The sequence below is a fragment of the Sediminicola sp. YIK13 genome (assembly GCF_001430825.1).
Taxonomy (GTDB): Bacteria; Bacteroidota; Bacteroidia; order Flavobacteriales; family Flavobacteriaceae; genus Sediminicola.
The window spans coordinates 2,794,162-2,812,408 of the sequence record NZ_CP010535.1; the positions used below are offsets into that span (position 1 = coordinate 2,794,162).

Consider the following 18,247-nt stretch of genomic DNA (forward strand, 5'->3'; position numbering starts at 1 on the left):
TGTACCACCAAAAGAACCAAATGGTTGATAATCCATACGGTACAAAAAAATCTTTCGGAGCTGCTCGAAGGAATTTAGTGCCTAGGCATCATCAGTATTTTTGCATATCGGTTGAACAGGAGTATAAGAAGTTATCCAGGACGGAAGGGGTAAGCAATAGGAAATAAAATGTTATGATGTTTTTGGAAAGAAGACAATCGCCTTTTAGAGAAGAACTAGAGAAATAGCCCTATCACAAATGGTTTGTAGCGTATAAGTATGACTGAGGAGCTTAATTGGAAGCTACGCCATTTTTAAAATTATTGAGGGAGGAAGCGAACGAGTGACCCACCTCATTGAAAAAATCTTTTGGGAATACCTCAAAGAACATCACCACCAGTAGGGTGATAGCGATCAACATGATGCCAATACTAATTTTATCGATTACTGTTTTTGTATGCGTATCCATGGCTAGGGTTTAGTTTCCACAAGATAACGAATATAAGCGGGTTTAACAAATATTTAAGAAAATAGAGGCTCGGAACAATTCTTAAACTCTACTCCTCATTAAGATATATTTCGGTATAGGGGATCAATTTATCTGATCAAAAAATACCTTCTTTCAATGCTGTAGGTCTTTATCCTTTTATCAATCTTGGACTTTTGGAAGGTAATGGGGTCTGCTTTTATCCCGAGGACGGTCCTTAATTTAAAGTTGATTTCCGCGATCAGTTTATTTTTAATTTTTGTGTTATGCGCAAAATTTAGGTTTTTGTTCTCCACCAGATCCATAAGCTCCTTGGAGTTCACTTCGTCATCAGAGCGCAGTAGTAGATTAATGGCCGCAATGGAATTCTCATCCATATCAAACTTGTTGTTTTTGTAGGACAGTCCTTTTAAGGACACAGTTATTTTATTTCTTCCCAGATACCATCTTCTTGTAAGAAATAAGAGTAAACTGATCCCTAAAGTGGATAATACCCCTAATAGGACAGAAGAGTGGGCGGTATTGGTGTCGTAAAATTCCCGTTCACTGATCAGGTCTCCAAAAAACTCTTCTTCCGGAATTACAGTAAGCTGAAAGTGATTCGGTTGTTGGGGATTCCAAATAAAACAATAAAAAGCTCCCTTAAAATAATAGGAGTTCAGAAGAGCAACTATATTATTATTTACAGATGTCTTTTTATATAATTTTAAGGTATTGTCAATGATATCTACCACATAAATATTATCATCCTTGTCGTCTAGATATATATGTTTATTCCCAAAGGGGATTGATTTACTGAACCGGCTTAAATCAATGTTGCCATCCCCTAACTCCTGCCAAGAAGCGGCATTGGTGTTGAATTTAAAAACTTTGTGGCTGGGGTAAAATTGTTCGGGGTTATAATCATCCATAGCAATGCCTCCAAAAATATAGATATCATCTTCCACGTTGGTTACCCATGAATCTTGGGTACCTTTCGGTAGTATTTTGCTGCTGGAAGGTGCTACCATCTGCCATTCTGAAGAGGGCTTGTCATAATAGGTAAAAAAATTTCTTTGGGACCAAAATCCATACCCCCCATATCTGTAAATGCTGTCCTTGTGGACAAACACTGTGGAATTAATTTGCATCTTATGGGTAAAGGAACGATCCTTTCTAATGAATTTGTTGTCGGTGTATTCAAACAACCTGCCCCCTTTGTATTCTACAAAATAAATGTTGTCGCCTATTGATATTGGATGGAAATCATAGATAAAATTTTCTTCTGGAACCAGCAGTGGGATCTTGCGTACTTTTTTTTGCTTATCAAGTTTTACGATGTAGACACTATCTGGCTGAAATAAATACAATTCTGATGTGCCCTCATTTAAAAGCACTTTTTTTAGTGGGTGAAAATTCCCTATATCCATGGTCTGGGAGTAGGAACAAAAACACGCCAACAGCCATAAAAAAAATAGTTGCTTCATATTGCAATATAATGTAAACCTGCTTTTAACCTATTAATTTTACTGCATATAATCTAAAACGTCCCCAAATGAATACTGTATTTTTTATTTCCATACCCCTTATCAAAACCAAGGTCACTGACAGGGTTTTTAGAAAAGGGGGAGTTGTTGAATTGAAAAGTGGCCGCAACATATTTAGAATTATGAAAATCATAGGTTGTATATGTTTGATTTTTTTAGTGTTTTCATGTTCTGATAGATGCAACTATCCCGATTGTGGCAGAGTGGTGGCGGGGTGGATGAAATGCACAGACGCTCCCAAATCACTGTCCATTTATTGCAAGGGAGAAGCCATACAATTTGATGAGGGGGATTATTGCAGTCAGGCCCATGCGGAAAACCATAATAAAGAAGAGGTCGGTTGGCTATTGGATTAATGCCACATGCGAGATATGGGACACCAATGATAAAGTAATGCACCTAAAGCCAAAGAACATTTTTGGGTTTAAAGGCGATGGTCGGTTTATCTAAATAAGATCAAGACAGCTCCTATGGCGGTCAATAACAGAATCATTTTTCGGTAATGTTTATCCTTGATAATTTTCACTAACCGGATGCCCACAAAAAGCCCCAATAAGATACCTGGCAATAGTTTGAGATTAACCATCAATGTTTCTGTGGTAATCGTTTCCCAAACAATAATGTGAAAGGGCAATTTAAATAGGTTGACAATAAAAAATAGCCAGGCCGCTGTCCCTATAAATTCATTTTTAGGAAGGCGCATTGCTAAAAAGAAGATATTGGAAAAGGCGCCGGCCAAATTCCCGATCATGGTGGTGATACCTGCCAAAATTCCAATGAATCCTCCAAACGCCCAATGGGTGGGTACCGCTTTAGATTTCCTTTGATCCCACCAATACATCATGAGCACGCTGCCCAAAATAATACCGGCCATCCCTATTTTAAAGATTTTTTGTGGCAAGTCCTTTCCAATGATAACACCAATAATAACACCAAGCACCATCCAGGGCAGTAAGCGGATGATGTAGCGCCATTGGGTATGCCTATGGTAGTATATAACCGCAAATATATCCCCAACAACAAGAAGGGGGACCAATAGGCCTGTAGATTCCTTTGCGCCAAAAGCGAGGGCCATAAGGGTGACATTGATGATGGCAATCCCTTTAATGCCCGCTTTGGAGATCCCTATCACGCAAGCTGCGGTGATGGCGAGAACCCAAGAGGTGGTTGTAATATCCAAGGTTGAAAGGATGATTATAGTGGAAGTTTGATGCACATCAAAAATAACCTAAAAATAATGAACAGGTCACGTCCTTCAAAATAGACTGCTATGAATGAAAACAAGAAGGGTTTTAGGAAATGGTCTAATTAGTGCCAAAGGCCCAATTGGTAAATTTTGGAAAGACTTTGGCCCAGGTCTTTAAATTGTGTTTTCCACCATCCAATTCCACATAGGTAATATCACCAGGAAAGGAGTAGCCCTTTTCCTGAAGTTCTTTGATGACGTCGGTAGTATCGTCGATAGAATCTATGATGCCATTATTGTTCCTGTCTGCCGTCTCGTCCTCCGTTCCGCATTGGAACCAAAATTTAAGATGGGGGTTGTAGGTACCTTTTTTAACAACATCCAACACAATACGGCTTCTGTCCGCAACATCATTGACAGTGTAGGCTTTGTTGCGCCACCAAAATGATCCACTAAAAACCCCTACTTTTCCAAAATATTGGGCGTTGTTGTAAACGATATCAAATGCAGATAAGCCACCTAAGGACATACCGCAGTACACCCAATCCTGGGCATCTTTGGAAACCTTAAATTCGGCCCTCAAAAAAGGGATGAATTCCTCTATCAAGAATTTAGAATAATTTATGGCCCTAGCACCGCGGCCCTTGAAATCTGGGGAAGATGCTGTGCCGTATTCTTGAATGCGATTGTTATTGGCCTCTATACCGACATACACGAAAGGTTTGCCTGTCTTTGAAGAAAATGCAGAAGGAAGGGTCTTCTCCAACTCCAAATTCACAAAATCCTGCCCATCGTTCATCAATAAAACAGGGAAGGGCGTTTCGGAATCCTTGTAGTGAGGGGGGGCGACCAATCTAAAAGTAACCTTCCTACCCAAATATTTTGAATAGAGATTTCCTTTTAATCCAATAAATTCACTTTCAAATTGCATTTTTTCTTCTAAGGGTCTGCAAGTATACCAATTACTTAAAAAACCATTGCAATAGATGCGTGATTGTAAGCGTTTTTTAACATTTTTAAAGTATATTTAACTCTATGGCAGAAATTCAATACATTCAATATTATTCTAACACATTAGATAGAAACATCAACCTAGAAGTGACTGGACACTGGGGATATCCTATTTTATTGTTCCCTTCCTCGGGAGGTTCTTACACCCAAAATACTGATTTTGGGCTCAATCAATCCGTGATGCAATTTATTGAGCAGGGCCGGATCAAACTCTATAATGTGGAGACGCTTGACATGCTTACATTTTATGATGACCATTTGGCTTCGGAAATAAAAATACAACGGTATGAACTGTACATGAAATTTCTCCAAACGGAATTGATTCCGTATATTCAAAATCAATGCAACACCGAACGAATTGCTGTTGGGGGCTGTAGTTTTGGAGGATATCACGCAGGAAACACTGCCTTCAGATTTCCAGATCTGGTCTCCCATCTCTTCTCCATGTCAGGGGTTTTTAATATTCGGAATTTTACGCCTCTCTCTGATGATATGGCCATATATTTCAATTGTCCGGATGAGTTTATGCGCAATGAAGAGCCTTGGAAATACAATCATGTGGAGATTGTGCTGAGCACCTCGGATTGGGACAGTTGCCGGCCAAAAAACCTGCACATGTCGCACGTATTAAATGAAAAGGGCATACATCATTGGTACGATGAAAAAAAATGGATAGAGCACGATTGGCCACTTTGGAAAATGGCATTTCCAGAATATGTGGAACGTTTCTTTTAAATGTATAATGCAAACTAAAAATATAGATTATGGTTAAGAAAGTGGGAATATTGTTTGGGATGGAAGACACCTTTCCTTGGGAATTTATAAATAGGGTCAATGAATTAGGTAATGGAAAGGTCGTTGCCGAACCAGTAAAAATCGATAAGGTACAACAAGGTATTGATTATGGATATCATGTTATTTTTGATAGGATTTCCCAAGAAGTTCCTTTTTATAGAGCTTACTTAAAAAATGCTTCCTTGATGGGGACAACTATCGTCAACAATCCATTTTGGTGGAGTGCAGATGAGAAGTTTTTCAATAACTGTTTGTCTATACAATTGGGGGTTCCTGTACCAAAAACCATTCTATTGCCGTCCAAAGAAAGACCGGATGATACTTCAGAAAAGTCGTTTCGAAACTTGGAAGCGCCATTGGATTGGGATTATATATTCAATTATATTGGATTTCCGGCCTATATGAAACCGCACTCAGGTGGAGGTTGGAAAAATGTATACAGGGTTGACAATCCGGATGATTTTTTCAACAAATATGGGGAAACGGGTCAGTTGGTGATGATGCTGCAGGAAGAAATCGTTTTTGAAGATTACTACAGGGTTTATTGTTTGGGCCAAAAATATGTTCATATTATGCCTTACGAGCCTAGGAACGAACCTCATTTGCGATATGCTACCACGCCTAAAACAACTGGGGCCGAGCACAAAAAGTTAATGAAAACAATCCATGACTATACCTTATTGCTGAACAAGGCTTTGGGATATGATTTCAATACGGTTGAATTTGCGGTTCGCAACGGAGTGCCTATTGCCATAGATTTTTGCAACCCTGCACCTGATGCTGATGTAAATTCAGTGGGACAGGAGAATTTTGAGTGGATTGTGGAACATTCCGCAAAACTGGCCATTGAGATGGCCAATGCGCACAAGCCCAAACAAAACAATAGTAGTTGGGGGACCTTCGTCCAGAATGCTGTGGCACCGCCAAAAAAAGCACCAATAAAAAGTTCTCTTAAGTCGGCCTCTGAGGCAAAAAAGACAGTAGTGAAAAAAGCGCCTGCAAAAGGTAAGGGTGTGTTGGCAAAGACGGTGAAGCCGGCTGCTAAAAAAGCAGCGCCCAAAAAGGCAGCCCCAAAAAAGGCAACAAAAAAATAAACTCGGGTCCATATCTAAATTACAGATAGGACGCGCACATCTAAATTTATTAAGGCATTAATTCTATGAAAAAGTTCACACTGGGAATTGAGGAGGAATTTCAAATTTTGGATAGCGATACGCTTACCTTACGATCGCACATGTCCAAAATTTACGAAGGGGGAAAGGTGCTCCTAAAGGAACGGATCAAGGAAGAAATGCATCAGGCCGTAGTTGAAATGGGCACCAATATTTGTGAAAATATACAAGAAGCCCGGGATGAAGTCTCCTATTTAAGACAACAGGTCATAGAATTGGCCGGGGCTGAAGGACTGAAGGTGGCTGCGGCAGGGACCCATCCCTTTTCGCATTGGAGTGATCAATTGATTACTCGCGATCCAAGGTATGATGCCCTTATTGAAGAAATGAAGGATGTGGCCAGGTCCAACCTAATTTTTGGGTTACACGTTCATGTGGGAATTCCAAGTCGGGAAGAAGGCTTACAGATAATGAATGTGGCACGTTATTTCCTGCCGCACCTTTACGCCTTGTCAACCAACTCCCCTTTTTGGGAGGCCAGGGAGACCGGATTTAAGTCGTACCGATCCAAAATATTTGACAAATTTCCCCGAACCGGAATACCGCCATACTTTTCCAGCGTGGCCGAGTACGACAAATTTGTGGATATCCTTGTAAAAACAAACTGCATAGACAACGGCAAAAAAATCTGGTGGGATATTCGTTTGCACCCATTCTACCCAACGGTGGAGTTCAGGATCTGTGATATGGTACAGACTGTAGATGAGGTTATCTGCATTGCCGCCATTATGCAATGTATTATTGCAAAACTACACAGGCTGCACCAGAAGAACCAAAGCTTTAGATCGTACCGTAGGGTGTTGATCAACGAGAACAAATGGCGGGCCGCTAGATGGGGCATGGATGCCAAACTGATCGATTTCGGTAAGGAAGAAGAAGTGCCTTTTGAAGTATTGATACAGGAACTTTTGGAGTTTATAGATGATGTGGTGGATGAATTGGGATGCCGCAAAGAAGTTAATTTTGTGTACCAAATGTTGGAACAAGGATCTGGAGCCGATAGACAGCTTAAGGTCTTTAATGAAACCAATGACTTAAAGGAGGTTATCAAATATGTAGTAGACCAAACTTCCAAGGGATTATAATTTAATCTGGTTTTCAGAAAGATAAGAAGTAAAATGAGTAATTTTGCCCTCTTGAAAAAGAAAGATCTAATGAAGATGAACTATAATATTGCTGTGCTCGATTTGAATGCCGGTCAATTGAACGAGGGTATGCGCTGCATTAAGAAGTTGGTAGAGCAATTTTTATCACAAGAAGATATAAATGGCCAATACACGGTATTTGATGTCCGCAATGCCATAGAATTACCAGATATTACAGATTACGATATTTTTATCTCATCAGGCGGCCCTGGCGCCCCCTTTGTTGCAGATGAAAAATGGGAACAACCATTTTTTGCCTTTTTGGATGCAGTTTTGGAGCATAATGCGCAACACCAGCATAAAAAACACTTGTTTTTAATATGCCATTCCTTCCAATTGGCATGTTTGCATTGGGATTTGGCCAAAGTGACCAAACGTAAGTCCACCTCCTTTGGAGTTATGCCTGTCCACAAGACCAAAGACGGACTAACAGAGCCCTTGTTCGAAGGGTTGATGAACCCATTTTTTGCCGTGGATTCCAGAGATTATCAAGTGATAAAGCCCAAATACAGCAAATTGGAAAAGTTTGGGGCAAAAATATTGTGCAAAGAAAAGATTAGACCACATGTAGCCCTGGAAAGGGCTGTTATGGCCATACGCTTCTCCAAAGAAGTATTTGGGGTCCAATTTCATCCGGAAGCCGATTCTGAAGGAATGTTGAAATATTTCCATAGGGAGGATAAAAAAGCATTGGTTATCAAGCACCATGGAAAGAAAAAATACCAAAATATGCTGGAACACCTTGAGGATGAGGACAAAATTGTGAGAACACACAACACCATGATCCCTGCTTTTCTAAAGCAGGCGGCCTTGTCCCTTAAGGAATCAAAACTACTGCCTATATGATAAAAAAGGTTCGCGAAACGTTTAATGAAAATTACAAACAGGAGTATTACGACAATCTCAAAAATGATCTGGCAAAATCATTTGGCGAACCATGTGCATTCCGAATCTCGGAAACACCTTTTTTCATTGACAAAGAGTTAAAAAAAGAAGTTTTCGATGCGTGCGATACCATCATAGAACAATTGTGGAAGATCGACTTTGAGGAGATTCGGGAAAAATTTATCCCCAAAAAATTACAATCTCCATCGGTACTGGGAAAACCCCATTTTCTTGCGATAGATTTTGGACTTTGCGATGACGGGCAAGGTGGAATAGCCCCTAAATTGATCGAACTCCAGTCCTTTCCCTCCCTATTTTTGTATCAAGCCTTGTTGGGAGAGTCATTTCTGAAAAATTATCCCCAAATTCCCAAGGAAGGTTTTCATTTTTATCTAAATGATCTCAATGAAGCCAGCTATTTAGAGGAATTGAAACGAGTTATAGTTGGGGACGAAAATCCAGAGAATGTAATTCTTTTGGAAATTTATCCTGAGAAACAAAAAACGAGGATTGATTTCTGGGCTACAAAACAAGCGCTGGGAATAGAGGTCCTTTGTTTGACCAAAGTGATCAAGGAAGGTAAAAATTTATTTTACGAAAAGAACGGAAGGAAGGTCAAAATCAACCGTATTTATAACCGGGTAATTCTGGATGAGCTACTGCAGATGCCAGATTTAAAAACAGATTTTAACCTTACCGACGATGTGGATGTGGAATGGGTGACACATCCCGATTGGTTTTTTATGATCTCCAAGTGCATCATGCCCCTGCTATCACATAAAAACATCCCACAATCTTTCTATTTGAATGATTTCCCAAAGAATTTGGATTTGAGTGCCTATGTCCTTAAACCATTGTTTTCTTTTGCGGGGAAAGGGATCAATTTAAATCCCACCTTGGAATTTATTGAGGGCATAAAGGACAGGCATAATTATATTCTTCAATCAAAAGTGAAGTACTCCCCAATCGTAAAGGCCCCAAGCGGGACAAATTCCAAGGTGGAATTGCGTATTCTTTACACATGGAGCGATACCGAGAACAGACTGATGCCGGTGATTAACCTTACCCGTATGAACAAGGGCGATTTGATCAATGTATCATATCTGTCCAATGATGACTGGGTGGGCTCTTCCATCTCCTTTTTTGAAGATTAACCCTAGGTCGTTTATTGCTGTAAACCCATTAATCTAGAGACATATTTTCCGATAACATCAAATTCCAGGTTCACCTCTGTTCCAATAGTGTAGGTATTGAACCTAGTGTGTTCGTAGGTGTACGGGATTATGGCCACGCTAAATAGGTTCTTTTTAGAATCTACAACCGTTAAGCTAGTGCCGTCTATGGTAATGGAGCCCTTTTCGATGGTCACATTGTTTTTAGAAGGCTCGTATTCAAAGGTAAAAAACCAGCTTCCATCTTTTTGGTCAATGGCAATACAAGTCCCGGTTTGGTCCACATGTCCCTGTACCAGATGACCGTCTAACCGGGAGCCCAAGATCATGGCCCGTTCCAAATTTACAGGATCTCCTACCTCCAGTTGGTCCAGGTTGGTTTTTTCTAACGTTTCCTCTATGGCGGTTACGGTATAGGTGTCTCCATGTAAGGCAACAACAGTTAGGCAAACACCATTATGTGCAACACTTTGGTCTATTTTAAGCTCATGGGTTATGGGAGAAAATACGGTTATGTGTAAATTTCCTCCATCTTTTTTTAATTGTTTTATCTCCCCTAAAGTTTCAATAATACCTGTAAACATGTGTCGTTTTAATTAAGTAGTTTTGTAGTGTAAAATTAGACATAAAGGTAAAGATACCATGCAGGAAAGCGAAAAAATAAAATTGGGCATATCCATTGGAGATTTAAATGGGATAGGATGTGAGGTGGTGCTCAAAACTTTTGAGGATACCAGAATGCTAGATTTTTGCACGCCTATTATTTTTGCCTCTAACAAGGTAATTTCCTTTCAAAAGAATGCGTTAGGCATAGAGATCAATTACAATGGAATACAGGAAGTTTCCAAGGCTTTGGACGGCAAGATCAATGTATTTAACGTTTGGAAGGATGCTCCGGAGATCACATTCGGCGAGGCCACGGCCCAAGGGGGAGAATATGCGTTGAAGTCGCTCGTAGCTGCTGTAGACGCACTAAAAAAGGACGAAATAGATGTCTTGGTCACCGCGCCCATCAATAAAAACAACATACAAGCCAAGGACTTCAATTTTCCTGGACATACGGATTATTTGGCGAAGGAATTGGAGGGGGAAAGCCTAATGTTTATGGTCACGGACAGTTTAAAAGTGGGCTTGTTAACGGATCATGTCGCGGTTAAAGATGCTCCTGCCGCCATCACGTCCAAATTGGTGAAGAGCAAGATAAAGACCATAGAGAATTCATTGAAAATGGATTTTGGGATTCGAAAGCCACGTATCGCCCTTTTGGGCATTAACCCCCACAGTGGCGATAATGGTGTCATCGGCAAAGAAGATGACGAGGTGCTTAAGCCGGTGATCAAGGAGCTTATGGACGCCGGACATTTGGTCTACGGACCGTATTCCGCAGATAGCTTTTTTGGTTCGGATGCATATAAGAATTTTGATGCCATCCTCGCCGCCTATCACGATCAGGGACTTATTCCCTTTAAGACACTGTCGTTTGGGAAAGGGGTAAATTATACCGCAGGCCTGCGTAAAGTAAGGACTTCGCCAGACCATGGAACGGCCTATGAGATCGCAGGGAAGGGCAAGGCAGACCATAGCTCTTTTAAGGAAGCGGTGTTCGCGGCACTACAAATTTTCAAGAACAGGGAAGAGTATAGGGAGTTGACGAGTAATCCTTTAAAAAAGCAGAAACTCAAACCCACAAGATAATTGTATCTTTGAACAATATTTGATCTTTGTTGGATCCCTAAAAGGTAAAAAGTTGTGCCAATTGGGATTAGGGTCAAAAAAGAGGCATAAATAAGCCTTAAAAAGTTTGGAATTATTAAAATAATAGTATCTTTGCACCCGCCTTTTAGGGGGACGGATACTCTAAACCAGTGTTAAACATGACGAAGCATAAGGAATTTGCTATTCCTTTTTCAGGATTGAAGCAGGGGAAGCATGAGTTTGAGTATAAAATAAAAAATGAGTTCTTTGAATCTTTTGAGTACGATGACATTAATGGGGCCGACATAAATTTGTGGGTTACATTGAATAAGATGAGTACTATGTTGGAGTTGGAGATGGATGCAAAAGGGACGGTAAACGTCAATTGTGACATCACGAACGAACCATTCGATCAAAAAATCACCTCTTCTTTGGAGTTGGTGGTAAAATTTGGGGATGAGTACAACGATGAGAACGATGAGATATTAATTGTTCCCCACGGGGAACATCAGATCAACATTGCACAATATGTGTACGAAATGTTGGTCTTGGCAATACCTCAAAAAAGAGTACATCCTGGAGTTGAGGATGGTACCCTGGAGTCGGAAGTCATTGATAAGTTAGAAGAACTACAACCAAAAGAGGTTAAAGAAAATAAAGGAAACAATACAGATCCCAGATGGGATGCTTTAAAAAAGTTATTAAAAGATAAATAAGGTTCACAATGGCACATCCAAAAAGAAAGATTTCAAAAACCAGAAGAGATAAAAGGAGAACTCATTACAAAGCAGTAGCTCCAACAATTGCTAAAGATCCAACAACTGGTGAAATGCATTTGTACCACAGAGCTCACTGGCATGAAGGTAAATTATACTACAGAGGTCAAATTTTGATCGATAAAACTGAAGAAGCTGCCGCTTAATTAGGTTTTTATATAATATTGAACTCCCACTTTAAAAGAGTGGGAGTTTTTTTATGGCACAGGGTCAAATTCAAAAACTAGAATTTTTAACCCTATAAGTCGTAAAAAATCATTAATTTTCACCACTTTTGAAGCATTTTTGAATGTTTTTGATTGAAAATCAGATTTAGGATGAACAAATTATCAGCAGCTATTACCGCTGTGGGAGCATATGTTCCTGACTTCATTTTGACCAATAAGCTATTGGAAGAGATGGTAGATACCAATGATGAGTGGATAACCAGTAGAACTGGAATCAAAGAAAGAAGAATACTGAAAAAGGAAGGTGCGGGAACTTCTTATATGGCCATAAAGGCAGCTGAGGAGCTTATTCAAAAAAGCAATTTGGATCCAACCGAAATCGATATGATCATCGTGGCTACGGCAACTCCTGATTTACAAGTTTCTTGTACCGCAGCCTATGTCGCTTCCGAGATAGGGGCAACCAATGCCTTTGGATACGATCTTCAGGCCGCTTGTTCCAGCTTTTTATATGGGATGTCCACTGCTTCAAGTTATATTGTTTCCGGACGCTACAAAAAAGTACTGCTTATCGGAGCAGATAAAATGTCTTCCATTATAGATTATACAGATAGAACCACTTGTATCATTTTTGGCGATGGTGCCGGTGCTGCATTGTTTGAACCCAATGAGGAAGGTCTTGGACTTCAGGATGAGTACTTAAGATCTGACGGGGTGGGGAGAAATTTCCTGAAAATTGATGCCGGAGGGTCACAATTGCCTGCCTCCTTGGAAACGGTTAAAAATCGCCAGCATTTTGTATTCCAAGATGGTAAGTCGGTGTTTAAATTTGCCGTATCCAATATGGCGGATGCCGCTGCTAAAATAATGGAACGCAACAACCTAACGGATAATGATGTATCTTGGTTATTGCCACACCAAGCCAACATGAGGATCATCAACGCTACGGCAAGCCGTATGGGTCTTGATGAATCCAAGGTATTGGTGAACATTGAAAAATATGGAAACACTACTTCTGCAACCTTACCATTGTTAATGGCCGATTTTGAAAAGAGATTCAAAAAAGGCGATAATTTGGTTTTTGCAGCTTTCGGTGGTGGTTTCACCTGGGGCTCTATTTATCTGAAATGGGCGTATAATTCATAACAAACTAACTAACTTTTATAGAACTAAAACTAAATCGAATTCCATGGATATTAAAGAAATTCAAAACTTAATTAAATTTGTGGCTAAATCGGGTGCCAGCGAAGTAAAACTGGAAATGGATGATATCAAGATCACCATCCGAACGGGAGCAGCAGGTTCTGGTAACGAAACCACCTACGTACAGCAAATCCCAATGGGTCAAAACCAAATGGCTCCAATGCAGGCCGCACCTGCAACAGAAGCACCTGCAACAGAAGCCGCCCCCGCAAAGGCTGATGAGAATTCTAAATACATTACTATAAAATCCCCCATCATTGGCACGTTTTATAGAAAACCATCCCCTGACAAACCTGTTTTCGTTGAAGTGGGAAGCACCATCAACAAAGGAGATGTTCTTTGTGTGATCGAGGCCATGAAACTTTTCAACGATATTGAATCGGAAGTTTCTGGTAAAATTGTGAAAGTATTAGTGGATGATTCTTCTCCTGTGGAGTTTGATCAACCCTTATTCTTGGTAGATCCGTCATAAGAATTTTTAAATGCTGAATTTTGAATGACAAATTTTTTTGGTCATTTAAAATCATTTAAAATTTAGAATTCAAAATTTAAAACTTCAAGAGATGTTTAAAAAAATACTTATTGCCAATAGGGGTGAAATAGCACTGCGTATTATCAGGACCTGTAAGGAAATGGGAATAAAAACAGTTGCTGTTTATTCCAAGGCAGATGAAGAGAGCTTACATGTGAGGTTTGCGGACGAAGCTGTTTGTATAGGCCCGGCCCCCAGTAGTGAATCTTATTTAAAAATACCAAATATCATCGCAGCGGCAGAAATTACCAATGCAGATGCTATTCATCCTGGATATGGTTTCCTTTCCGAAAATTCCAAGTTTTCAAGGATCTGTGCCGAGCACGAGATTAAATTTATTGGCGCTTCTGGGGATCAGATCGATAAAATGGGAGATAAGGCTACGGCCAAGGAAACCATGGAAAAAGCTGGAGTTCCTATTGTGCCCGGTTCAAAAGGCCTTTTAAAATCAGTTGAAGATGCCAAAAAAACAGCCAAAGTTGTTGGGTACCCCGTTATGATCAAAGCTACCGCTGGTGGTGGAGGTAAAGGGATGCGAGCTGTTTGGAAAGAGGAGGAAATGGAAAAATTGTACAATAGTGCTGTCCAGGAAGCTTCGGCTGCCTTTGGAAATGGGGCCATGTACATGGAAAAATTAATAGAGGAACCAAGGCATATCGAAATACAGATCGTTGGTGATCAGTATGGGAAGGCCTGTCACCTATCAGAAAGGGATTGTTCCATCCAAAGACGTCATCAAAAGCTTACCGAAGAGACCCCGTCTCCTTTTATGACAGATAAATTGAGGGATGATATGGGTAAGGCCGCGGTAAAAGCTGCCGAATTTATAAAATACGAAGGTGCGGGTACTATCGAATTTTTGGTGGACAAGCATAGGAATTTCTATTTTATGGAGATGAATACCCGTATTCAGGTTGAGCATCCAATTACAGAACAGGTCATAGATTATGATTTGATCCGTGAACAAATATTGGTTGCCGCAGGAGTGCCAATTTCAGGAAAGAATTATACCCCTAAATTACATTCTATTGAGTGCCGTATCAATGCCGAGGATCCTTATAATGGTTTTAGACCATCTCCGGGAAAAATCACAACATTGCATACGCCTGGAGGACACGGGATTCGCTTAGACACACATGTGTACAGCGGGTATACCATACCGCCAAATTACGATTCCATGATCGCTAAGCTTATTACAACGGCCCAGACGAGAGAGGAAGCCATCAATAAGATGAAGCGTGCTTTGGACGAGTTTGTGATTGAAGGAATAAAGACGACCATTCCTTTCCACAGACAGTTGATGGACCATCCGGATTATTTGGCGGGGAACTATACCACCAAATTCATGGAAAGCTGGGTAATGGATCCACAACCAGAAGAATAAGACAAAAACTCCGGCCAATGCCGGAGTTTTTTTATACAATCTATTTAAACTTTTGCAAGGGATTCAGCTTAGTATTTAGACTATTTAAATAGTTCTTACTAAAATGATAACCCTTATTTTTATGACCATAAAAAATAACTTCACGTGAATTTAAGTTACTGGGAATATAAAACATGGTTGTCCAATATAGATTTTACCATTGTGGGGAGCGGTATTGTTGGTCTTAACTGCGCACTTCACCTTAAAAAACGTTTCCCAAATGCAAAGATATTGGTCCTTGAAAAAGGGATTCTACCCCAAGGGGCCAGCACCAAAAATGCTGGGTTTGCTTGCTTTGGAAGTATCTCTGAGATATTGGCTGATCTAAAACAGCACACCGAGGAAGAGGTGCTGCAACTCGTGAAAAAACGTTGGGACGGCGTACAATTATTGCGACAAAATATTGGTGATGCCAACATGGATTTCCAGAATCACGGAGGGCATGAGGTATTTATGGAGGCCCATACGGAATTGTATCAAAATTGTTTGGAACATATTGGCGTGGTCAATGAATTACTTGCTCCGGTATTTGGTGATGACGGCTTCCGGGCCCACCCCAATACGTTTAATTTTAAGGGCATACAGCAACAGTTCATCACCAATACTTTTGAATCTCAAATAGATACGGGCAAGATGATGTCTACCTTATTGCAAAAGGTCCAAAATGCTGGAGTGGTCATCTTAAACGCCATTCAGGTTGAAGCTTTGGAGGACGCAGAAGGGCATGTTGAGGTAAAAACAAACCAGTTTGAGTTTAAGACAGGGAAGTTATTGGTGGCCACCAACGGCTTTGCCTCTCAATTGATAAAAGGGGATGTACAGCCTGCCCGAGCACAAGTACTCGTTACCAAGCCCATTGAAAACTTAAAGGTCATAGGGACCTTCCATTTGGATGAGGGGTACTATTATTTTAGAAACATTCAGGACAGGATTTTGTTTGGAGGGGGGCGCAACTTGGATTTTAAAGGAGAAGAAACCATGGCTTTCGGGGAGACCCAATTGATACAAAATAAGCTGGAAGATATTCTAAAACATATCATTTTGCCCGATACCCCCTTTGAAGTGGACCAACGATGGAGTGGCATCATGGGCATGGGCACCCAAAAGAGGCCCATCATCAAGCAAATCTCAGAAAATGTTTCCTGTGGGGTTCGTTTGGGAGGCATGGGGATAGCCATCGGAAGCCTTATCGGCAAAGAACTTGCAGAACTAGTCTAAGTAATAGAGCACCTATGGGAATAGATCCGTTAAAACAACAGTTATACGACCATTGCCAAGGTTATATACAAAATAGATTGGGGCGTATTCAAAAGAATATTCAGGAGATACAAGAAGCCTTGGGTTCCGAGACCAAGAGTAGTGCCGGGGACAAGCATGAAACAGGGCGCGCCATGATCCAATTGGAACGAGAAAAATTGGGGGTACAATTGTCCGAAATTCAGAAAGTACAAGGGTTGTTCCAACGTGTGCCCCTCTCAGGGCAATCAAGAACGGTTTCTTTGGGCAGTTTGGTGAAGACCAATACCAATAGCTATTACTTGGCTATAAGTGCAGGAGAGGTCCGTATTGATGGGAAGGTGTATTATGCCATCGCACCCAATACACCAATAGGGAAATTATTGTTGGGAAAAACCGAAAATGAAACTATAGAATTCAATGGTAAGGAAATACGTATTACTGCAATCCTTTAGGTAGTTGATTGGGCCTTAGTCCAATTTGGGCTTGCCCCTTAAACTTTTTTTCTGCGCTTTTTTTAACTTCGATTTCAAACGCTTTTCTACAGCAGACCTTTTAGGCTTGGTCTTTCGCCTTTTTTTAGCAACCGTTAAAGCACTTCTTATAAGGTCCAAAAATTTCTGAATGACCAATTCCTTGTTTTTGTGCTGACTTCGGCTCGTATCAGAATATAGAATCAGTACATTTTCTTTGGTGAGCCTGATTCCTATTTTGGTATAGATACGTTCTTTTTCATTTTCAGATAGCCCTTTGGAAGCTGCTACATCAAAATAAAGTTCCACCTTGGAAGATACCTTGTTCACATGCTGCCCGCCCGCACCACTGCTCCTTACCGCCTTAAATTCCAATTCCTGTACGATGCGTTCTTTGTCCAAATTGACTATGCTATTCTTGCGTTAATGGTTTCTAAGGCCACATTTAAATAGATCTTTGTTTCCGGCTTCAAGCTTTCTCTAGAAGTAAAGGACAGGGTTTCCCCGTCATCCGTTAGCCCTTCGTGCAGGTAATGGCTCCCCTTAAAAAAGGATTTCTTAACACGTACCCGTAATCCTGTTTTTTCGGAAATCTGAAATTCATGGGGGTAGACCAAGATGGATTTGTTGATTTTGGCGTACTGTTTGAGCAATTGGATAGGTACAGTGTTGACCTCTCCGAAGAGCGATGCCGTATATAAATCTTTGGGGTGTCTGTATATGTTTTTAGGAGTGCCGTGTGCCAGTATTTCTTGATCTTTCAGAACGATCAATTGATCGGCATAGGGCAGAACATCGTCCATATCATGTGTCGCCACCAAACATGTAATTCCTTTTCGCTTTAAATAATTGAAGAGATTTTTTCTAAAACTGTTGGTTCTAAAATTGTCAATATGGCCAAAAGGTTCATCCAGCAATAATAGTTCAGGTTCTTGAGCCAACACGCGGGCCAATGCCACGCGTTGCTGTTGTCCACCGCTCAAAAACTGTACTTTGGTCTTGGCAAAATCTTCCATTTCTATCATTTCAAGAAGTTGCTCTGTGCGCTCCTGCAGTTCCTCGGGGTAAAAAACAGAAAGGTACTTACTCACGTTCTCTTCAACCGTAGTGTAAGGCATCAGGTCAAAATCCTGCGAAAGATATTTCATATATTTCTCCCCTGGAACCAGGTTGAAATCGGGTCCAAGCACTTGTTTGTCGTTCCATGAAATGGTCCCATTAGCGGGCTGAAGTAGGCCGTAAACAAGTTTCAACAAAGTACTCTTGCCGCATCCACTCTCGCCAATAATGGAAAGGTGCTCCCCTTTTCCGACAGTAAAGTTCAGGTCTTTCAGCACCGTTTTTTCGGTGTACCCAAAGGATATGGAATTAACGTTTAGCATGG

At 40.6% G+C, this 18,247-nt stretch carries 21 protein-coding genes; 14 read left to right on the forward strand and 7 right to left on the reverse strand.

Annotated features, from left to right (window positions below; translation table 11 throughout):
- Window positions 1-271: 271 nt before the first annotated feature.
- Window positions 272-448, reverse strand: a complete 177-nt coding sequence (locus tag SB49_RS16045) for a hypothetical protein (protein ID WP_156036455.1) — start codon at window positions 446-448, stop codon at window positions 272-274.
- 128 nt (window positions 449-576) lie between these two features.
- Complete coding sequence (locus SB49_RS12415; protein WP_145758393.1) at window positions 577-1,932, reverse strand: hypothetical protein; 1,356 nt, start codon at window positions 1,930-1,932, stop codon at window positions 577-579.
- 68 nt (window positions 1,933-2,000) lie between these two features.
- On the opposite strand from SB49_RS12415, the gene SB49_RS12420 reads away from it, so the two are divergent.
- A complete protein-coding gene (locus SB49_RS12420; RefSeq protein WP_062057055.1) occupies window positions 2,001-2,348 on the forward strand; it encodes a hypothetical protein in 348 nt (115 codons plus the stop codon).
- 86 nt (window positions 2,349-2,434) lie between these two features.
- Here the strand turns inward: SB49_RS12420 and SB49_RS12425 are convergent, their stop codons facing one another.
- Together SB49_RS12425 and SB49_RS12430 are read right to left on the reverse strand one after the other, a co-directional pair.
- Window positions 2,435-3,208 (reverse strand): sulfite exporter TauE/SafE family protein, encoded by a 774-nt coding sequence (locus tag SB49_RS12425; protein ID WP_235537756.1) that lies wholly within the window; start codon window positions 3,206-3,208, stop codon window positions 2,435-2,437.
- A gap of 88 nt (window positions 3,209-3,296) precedes the next feature.
- Complete coding sequence (locus SB49_RS12430; RefSeq protein WP_062057057.1) at window positions 3,297-4,109, reverse strand: alpha/beta hydrolase; 813 nt, start codon at window positions 4,107-4,109, stop codon at window positions 3,297-3,299.
- Window positions 4,110-4,213: 104 nt separating this feature from the next.
- Between SB49_RS12430 and SB49_RS12435 the strand changes: the two genes are divergently transcribed.
- From SB49_RS12435 to SB49_RS12455, 5 genes are all read left to right on the forward strand, one after another.
- Window positions 4,214-4,924 carry an alpha/beta hydrolase-fold protein gene (locus SB49_RS12435; protein ID WP_062057059.1) on the forward strand — a complete coding sequence of 237 codons (711 nt, stop codon included), beginning with the start codon at window positions 4,214-4,216 and terminating at the stop codon, window positions 4,922-4,924.
- Between the two features lie 29 nt (window positions 4,925-4,953).
- Window positions 4,954-6,078: a glutathione synthase gene (locus tag SB49_RS12440; RefSeq protein WP_082591117.1), complete on the forward strand. Its 1,125-nt coding sequence runs from the start codon at window positions 4,954-4,956 to the stop codon at window positions 6,076-6,078.
- Window positions 6,079-6,143: 65 nt separating this feature from the next.
- Window positions 6,144-7,241, forward strand: a complete 1,098-nt coding sequence (locus SB49_RS12445; protein WP_062057061.1) for a carboxylate-amine ligase — start codon at window positions 6,144-6,146, stop codon at window positions 7,239-7,241.
- 33 nt (window positions 7,242-7,274) lie between these two features.
- Complete coding sequence (locus SB49_RS12450; protein WP_235537758.1) at window positions 7,275-8,147, forward strand: type 1 glutamine amidotransferase; 873 nt, start codon at window positions 7,275-7,277, stop codon at window positions 8,145-8,147.
- Entirely contained in the window at window positions 8,144-9,340 is a 1,197-nt protein-coding gene (locus tag SB49_RS12455; protein WP_062057062.1) for a hypothetical protein, read from the forward strand. Before SB49_RS12450 ends, SB49_RS12455 begins: the two co-directional genes overlap by 4 nt.
- 11 nt (window positions 9,341-9,351) lie before the next feature.
- On the opposite strand, the gene SB49_RS12460 is transcribed toward SB49_RS12455, so the two are convergent.
- Complete coding sequence (locus SB49_RS12460; protein ID WP_062057064.1) at window positions 9,352-9,942, reverse strand: riboflavin synthase; 591 nt, start codon at window positions 9,940-9,942, stop codon at window positions 9,352-9,354.
- A 58-nt stretch (window positions 9,943-10,000) separates the two neighbouring features.
- On the opposite strand from SB49_RS12460, the gene pdxA reads away from it, so the two are divergent.
- The 8 genes from pdxA (at window position 10,001) to SB49_RS12500 (ending at window position 16,845) form a co-directional block, all read left to right on the forward strand.
- Window positions 10,001-11,053 carry a 4-hydroxythreonine-4-phosphate dehydrogenase PdxA gene (gene pdxA / locus SB49_RS12465; protein WP_062057066.1) on the forward strand — a complete coding sequence of 351 codons (1,053 nt, stop codon included), beginning with the start codon at window positions 10,001-10,003 and terminating at the stop codon, window positions 11,051-11,053.
- A 179-nt stretch (window positions 11,054-11,232) separates the two neighbouring features.
- A complete protein-coding gene (locus SB49_RS12470; RefSeq protein ID WP_062057068.1) occupies window positions 11,233-11,769 on the forward strand; it encodes a YceD family protein in 537 nt (178 codons plus the stop codon).
- An 8-nt stretch (window positions 11,770-11,777) separates the two neighbouring features.
- Entirely contained in the window at window positions 11,778-11,975 is a 198-nt protein-coding gene (gene rpmF / locus SB49_RS12475) for a 50S ribosomal protein L32 (RefSeq protein ID WP_062057070.1), read from the forward strand.
- Window positions 11,976-12,146: 171 nt separating this feature from the next.
- On the forward strand, window positions 12,147-13,142 hold the full coding sequence (locus SB49_RS12480) for a beta-ketoacyl-ACP synthase III (RefSeq protein WP_062057072.1): 996 nt from the start codon (window positions 12,147-12,149) through the stop codon (window positions 13,140-13,142).
- Between the two features lie 43 nt (window positions 13,143-13,185).
- Complete coding sequence (gene accB, locus SB49_RS12485) at window positions 13,186-13,671, forward strand: acetyl-CoA carboxylase biotin carboxyl carrier protein (protein WP_062057074.1); 486 nt, start codon at window positions 13,186-13,188, stop codon at window positions 13,669-13,671.
- A 91-nt stretch (window positions 13,672-13,762) separates the two neighbouring features.
- On the forward strand, window positions 13,763-15,115 hold the full coding sequence (gene accC, locus SB49_RS12490; RefSeq protein ID WP_062057076.1) for an acetyl-CoA carboxylase biotin carboxylase subunit: 1,353 nt from the start codon (window positions 13,763-13,765) through the stop codon (window positions 15,113-15,115).
- 144 nt (window positions 15,116-15,259) lie between these two features.
- Window positions 15,260-16,372, forward strand: coding sequence for an NAD(P)/FAD-dependent oxidoreductase (locus tag SB49_RS12495; RefSeq protein WP_062057079.1), 1,113 nt, complete (start codon window positions 15,260-15,262; stop codon window positions 16,370-16,372).
- 14 nt (window positions 16,373-16,386) lie between these two features.
- Window positions 16,387-16,845, forward strand: coding sequence for a 3-oxoacyl-ACP synthase (locus tag SB49_RS12500; protein ID WP_062057081.1), 459 nt, complete (start codon window positions 16,387-16,389; stop codon window positions 16,843-16,845).
- Between the two features lie 15 nt (window positions 16,846-16,860).
- Here the strand turns inward: SB49_RS12500 and arfB are convergent, their stop codons facing one another.
- Window positions 16,861-17,265 (reverse strand): alternative ribosome rescue aminoacyl-tRNA hydrolase ArfB, encoded by a 405-nt coding sequence (gene arfB, locus SB49_RS12505; protein ID WP_062057083.1) that lies wholly within the window; start codon window positions 17,263-17,265, stop codon window positions 16,861-16,863.
- A gap of 5 nt (window positions 17,266-17,270) precedes the next feature.
- Window positions 17,271-18,245, reverse strand: coding sequence for an ABC transporter ATP-binding protein (locus SB49_RS12510; protein WP_062057085.1), 975 nt, complete (start codon window positions 18,243-18,245; stop codon window positions 17,271-17,273).
- Window positions 18,246-18,247 lie beyond the last annotated feature (2 nt).

What these genes read in the sequence shown, in the direction of transcription:
- SB49_RS12440 (WP_082591117.1), top strand. Translation starts at nt 4,954, where the DNA reads ATGGTTAAGAAAGTGGGAATATTGTTTGGGATGGAAGACACCTTTCCT.
- accC (WP_062057076.1), top strand. Translation starts at nt 13,763, where the DNA reads ATGTTTAAAAAAATACTTATTGCCAATAGGGGTGAAATAGCACTGCGT.
- SB49_RS12420 (WP_062057055.1), top strand. Translation starts at nt 2,001, where the DNA reads ATGAATACTGTATTTTTTATTTCCATACCCCTTATCAAAACCAAGGTC.
- SB49_RS12510 (WP_062057085.1), bottom strand. Translation starts at nt 18,245, where the DNA reads ATGCTAAACGTTAATTCCATATCCTTTGGGTACACCGAAAAAACGGTG.
- SB49_RS12450 (WP_235537758.1), top strand. Translation starts at nt 7,275, where the DNA reads ATGAGTAATTTTGCCCTCTTGAAAAAGAAAGATCTAATGAAGATGAAC.
- rpmF (WP_062057070.1), top strand. Translation starts at nt 11,778, where the DNA reads ATGGCACATCCAAAAAGAAAGATTTCAAAAACCAGAAGAGATAAAAGG.
- SB49_RS16045 (WP_156036455.1), bottom strand. Translation starts at nt 448, where the DNA reads ATGGATACGCATACAAAAACAGTAATCGATAAAATTAGTATTGGCATC.
- accB (WP_062057074.1), top strand. Translation starts at nt 13,186, where the DNA reads ATGGATATTAAAGAAATTCAAAACTTAATTAAATTTGTGGCTAAATCG.
- pdxA (WP_062057066.1), top strand. Translation starts at nt 10,001, where the DNA reads ATGCAGGAAAGCGAAAAAATAAAATTGGGCATATCCATTGGAGATTTA.
- SB49_RS12500 (WP_062057081.1), top strand. Translation starts at nt 16,387, where the DNA reads ATGGGAATAGATCCGTTAAAACAACAGTTATACGACCATTGCCAAGGT.
- SB49_RS12415 (WP_145758393.1), bottom strand. Translation starts at nt 1,932, where the DNA reads ATGAAGCAACTATTTTTTTTATGGCTGTTGGCGTGTTTTTGTTCCTAC.
- SB49_RS12460 (WP_062057064.1), bottom strand. Translation starts at nt 9,942, where the DNA reads ATGTTTACAGGTATTATTGAAACTTTAGGGGAGATAAAACAATTAAAA.
- SB49_RS12435 (WP_062057059.1), top strand. Translation starts at nt 4,214, where the DNA reads ATGGCAGAAATTCAATACATTCAATATTATTCTAACACATTAGATAGA.
- SB49_RS12455 (WP_062057062.1), top strand. Translation starts at nt 8,144, where the DNA reads ATGATAAAAAAGGTTCGCGAAACGTTTAATGAAAATTACAAACAGGAG.
- SB49_RS12430 (WP_062057057.1), bottom strand. Translation starts at nt 4,109, where the DNA reads ATGCAATTTGAAAGTGAATTTATTGGATTAAAAGGAAATCTCTATTCA.
- SB49_RS12470 (WP_062057068.1), top strand. Translation starts at nt 11,233, where the DNA reads ATGACGAAGCATAAGGAATTTGCTATTCCTTTTTCAGGATTGAAGCAG.
- SB49_RS12445 (WP_062057061.1), top strand. Translation starts at nt 6,144, where the DNA reads ATGAAAAAGTTCACACTGGGAATTGAGGAGGAATTTCAAATTTTGGAT.
- SB49_RS12480 (WP_062057072.1), top strand. Translation starts at nt 12,147, where the DNA reads ATGAACAAATTATCAGCAGCTATTACCGCTGTGGGAGCATATGTTCCT.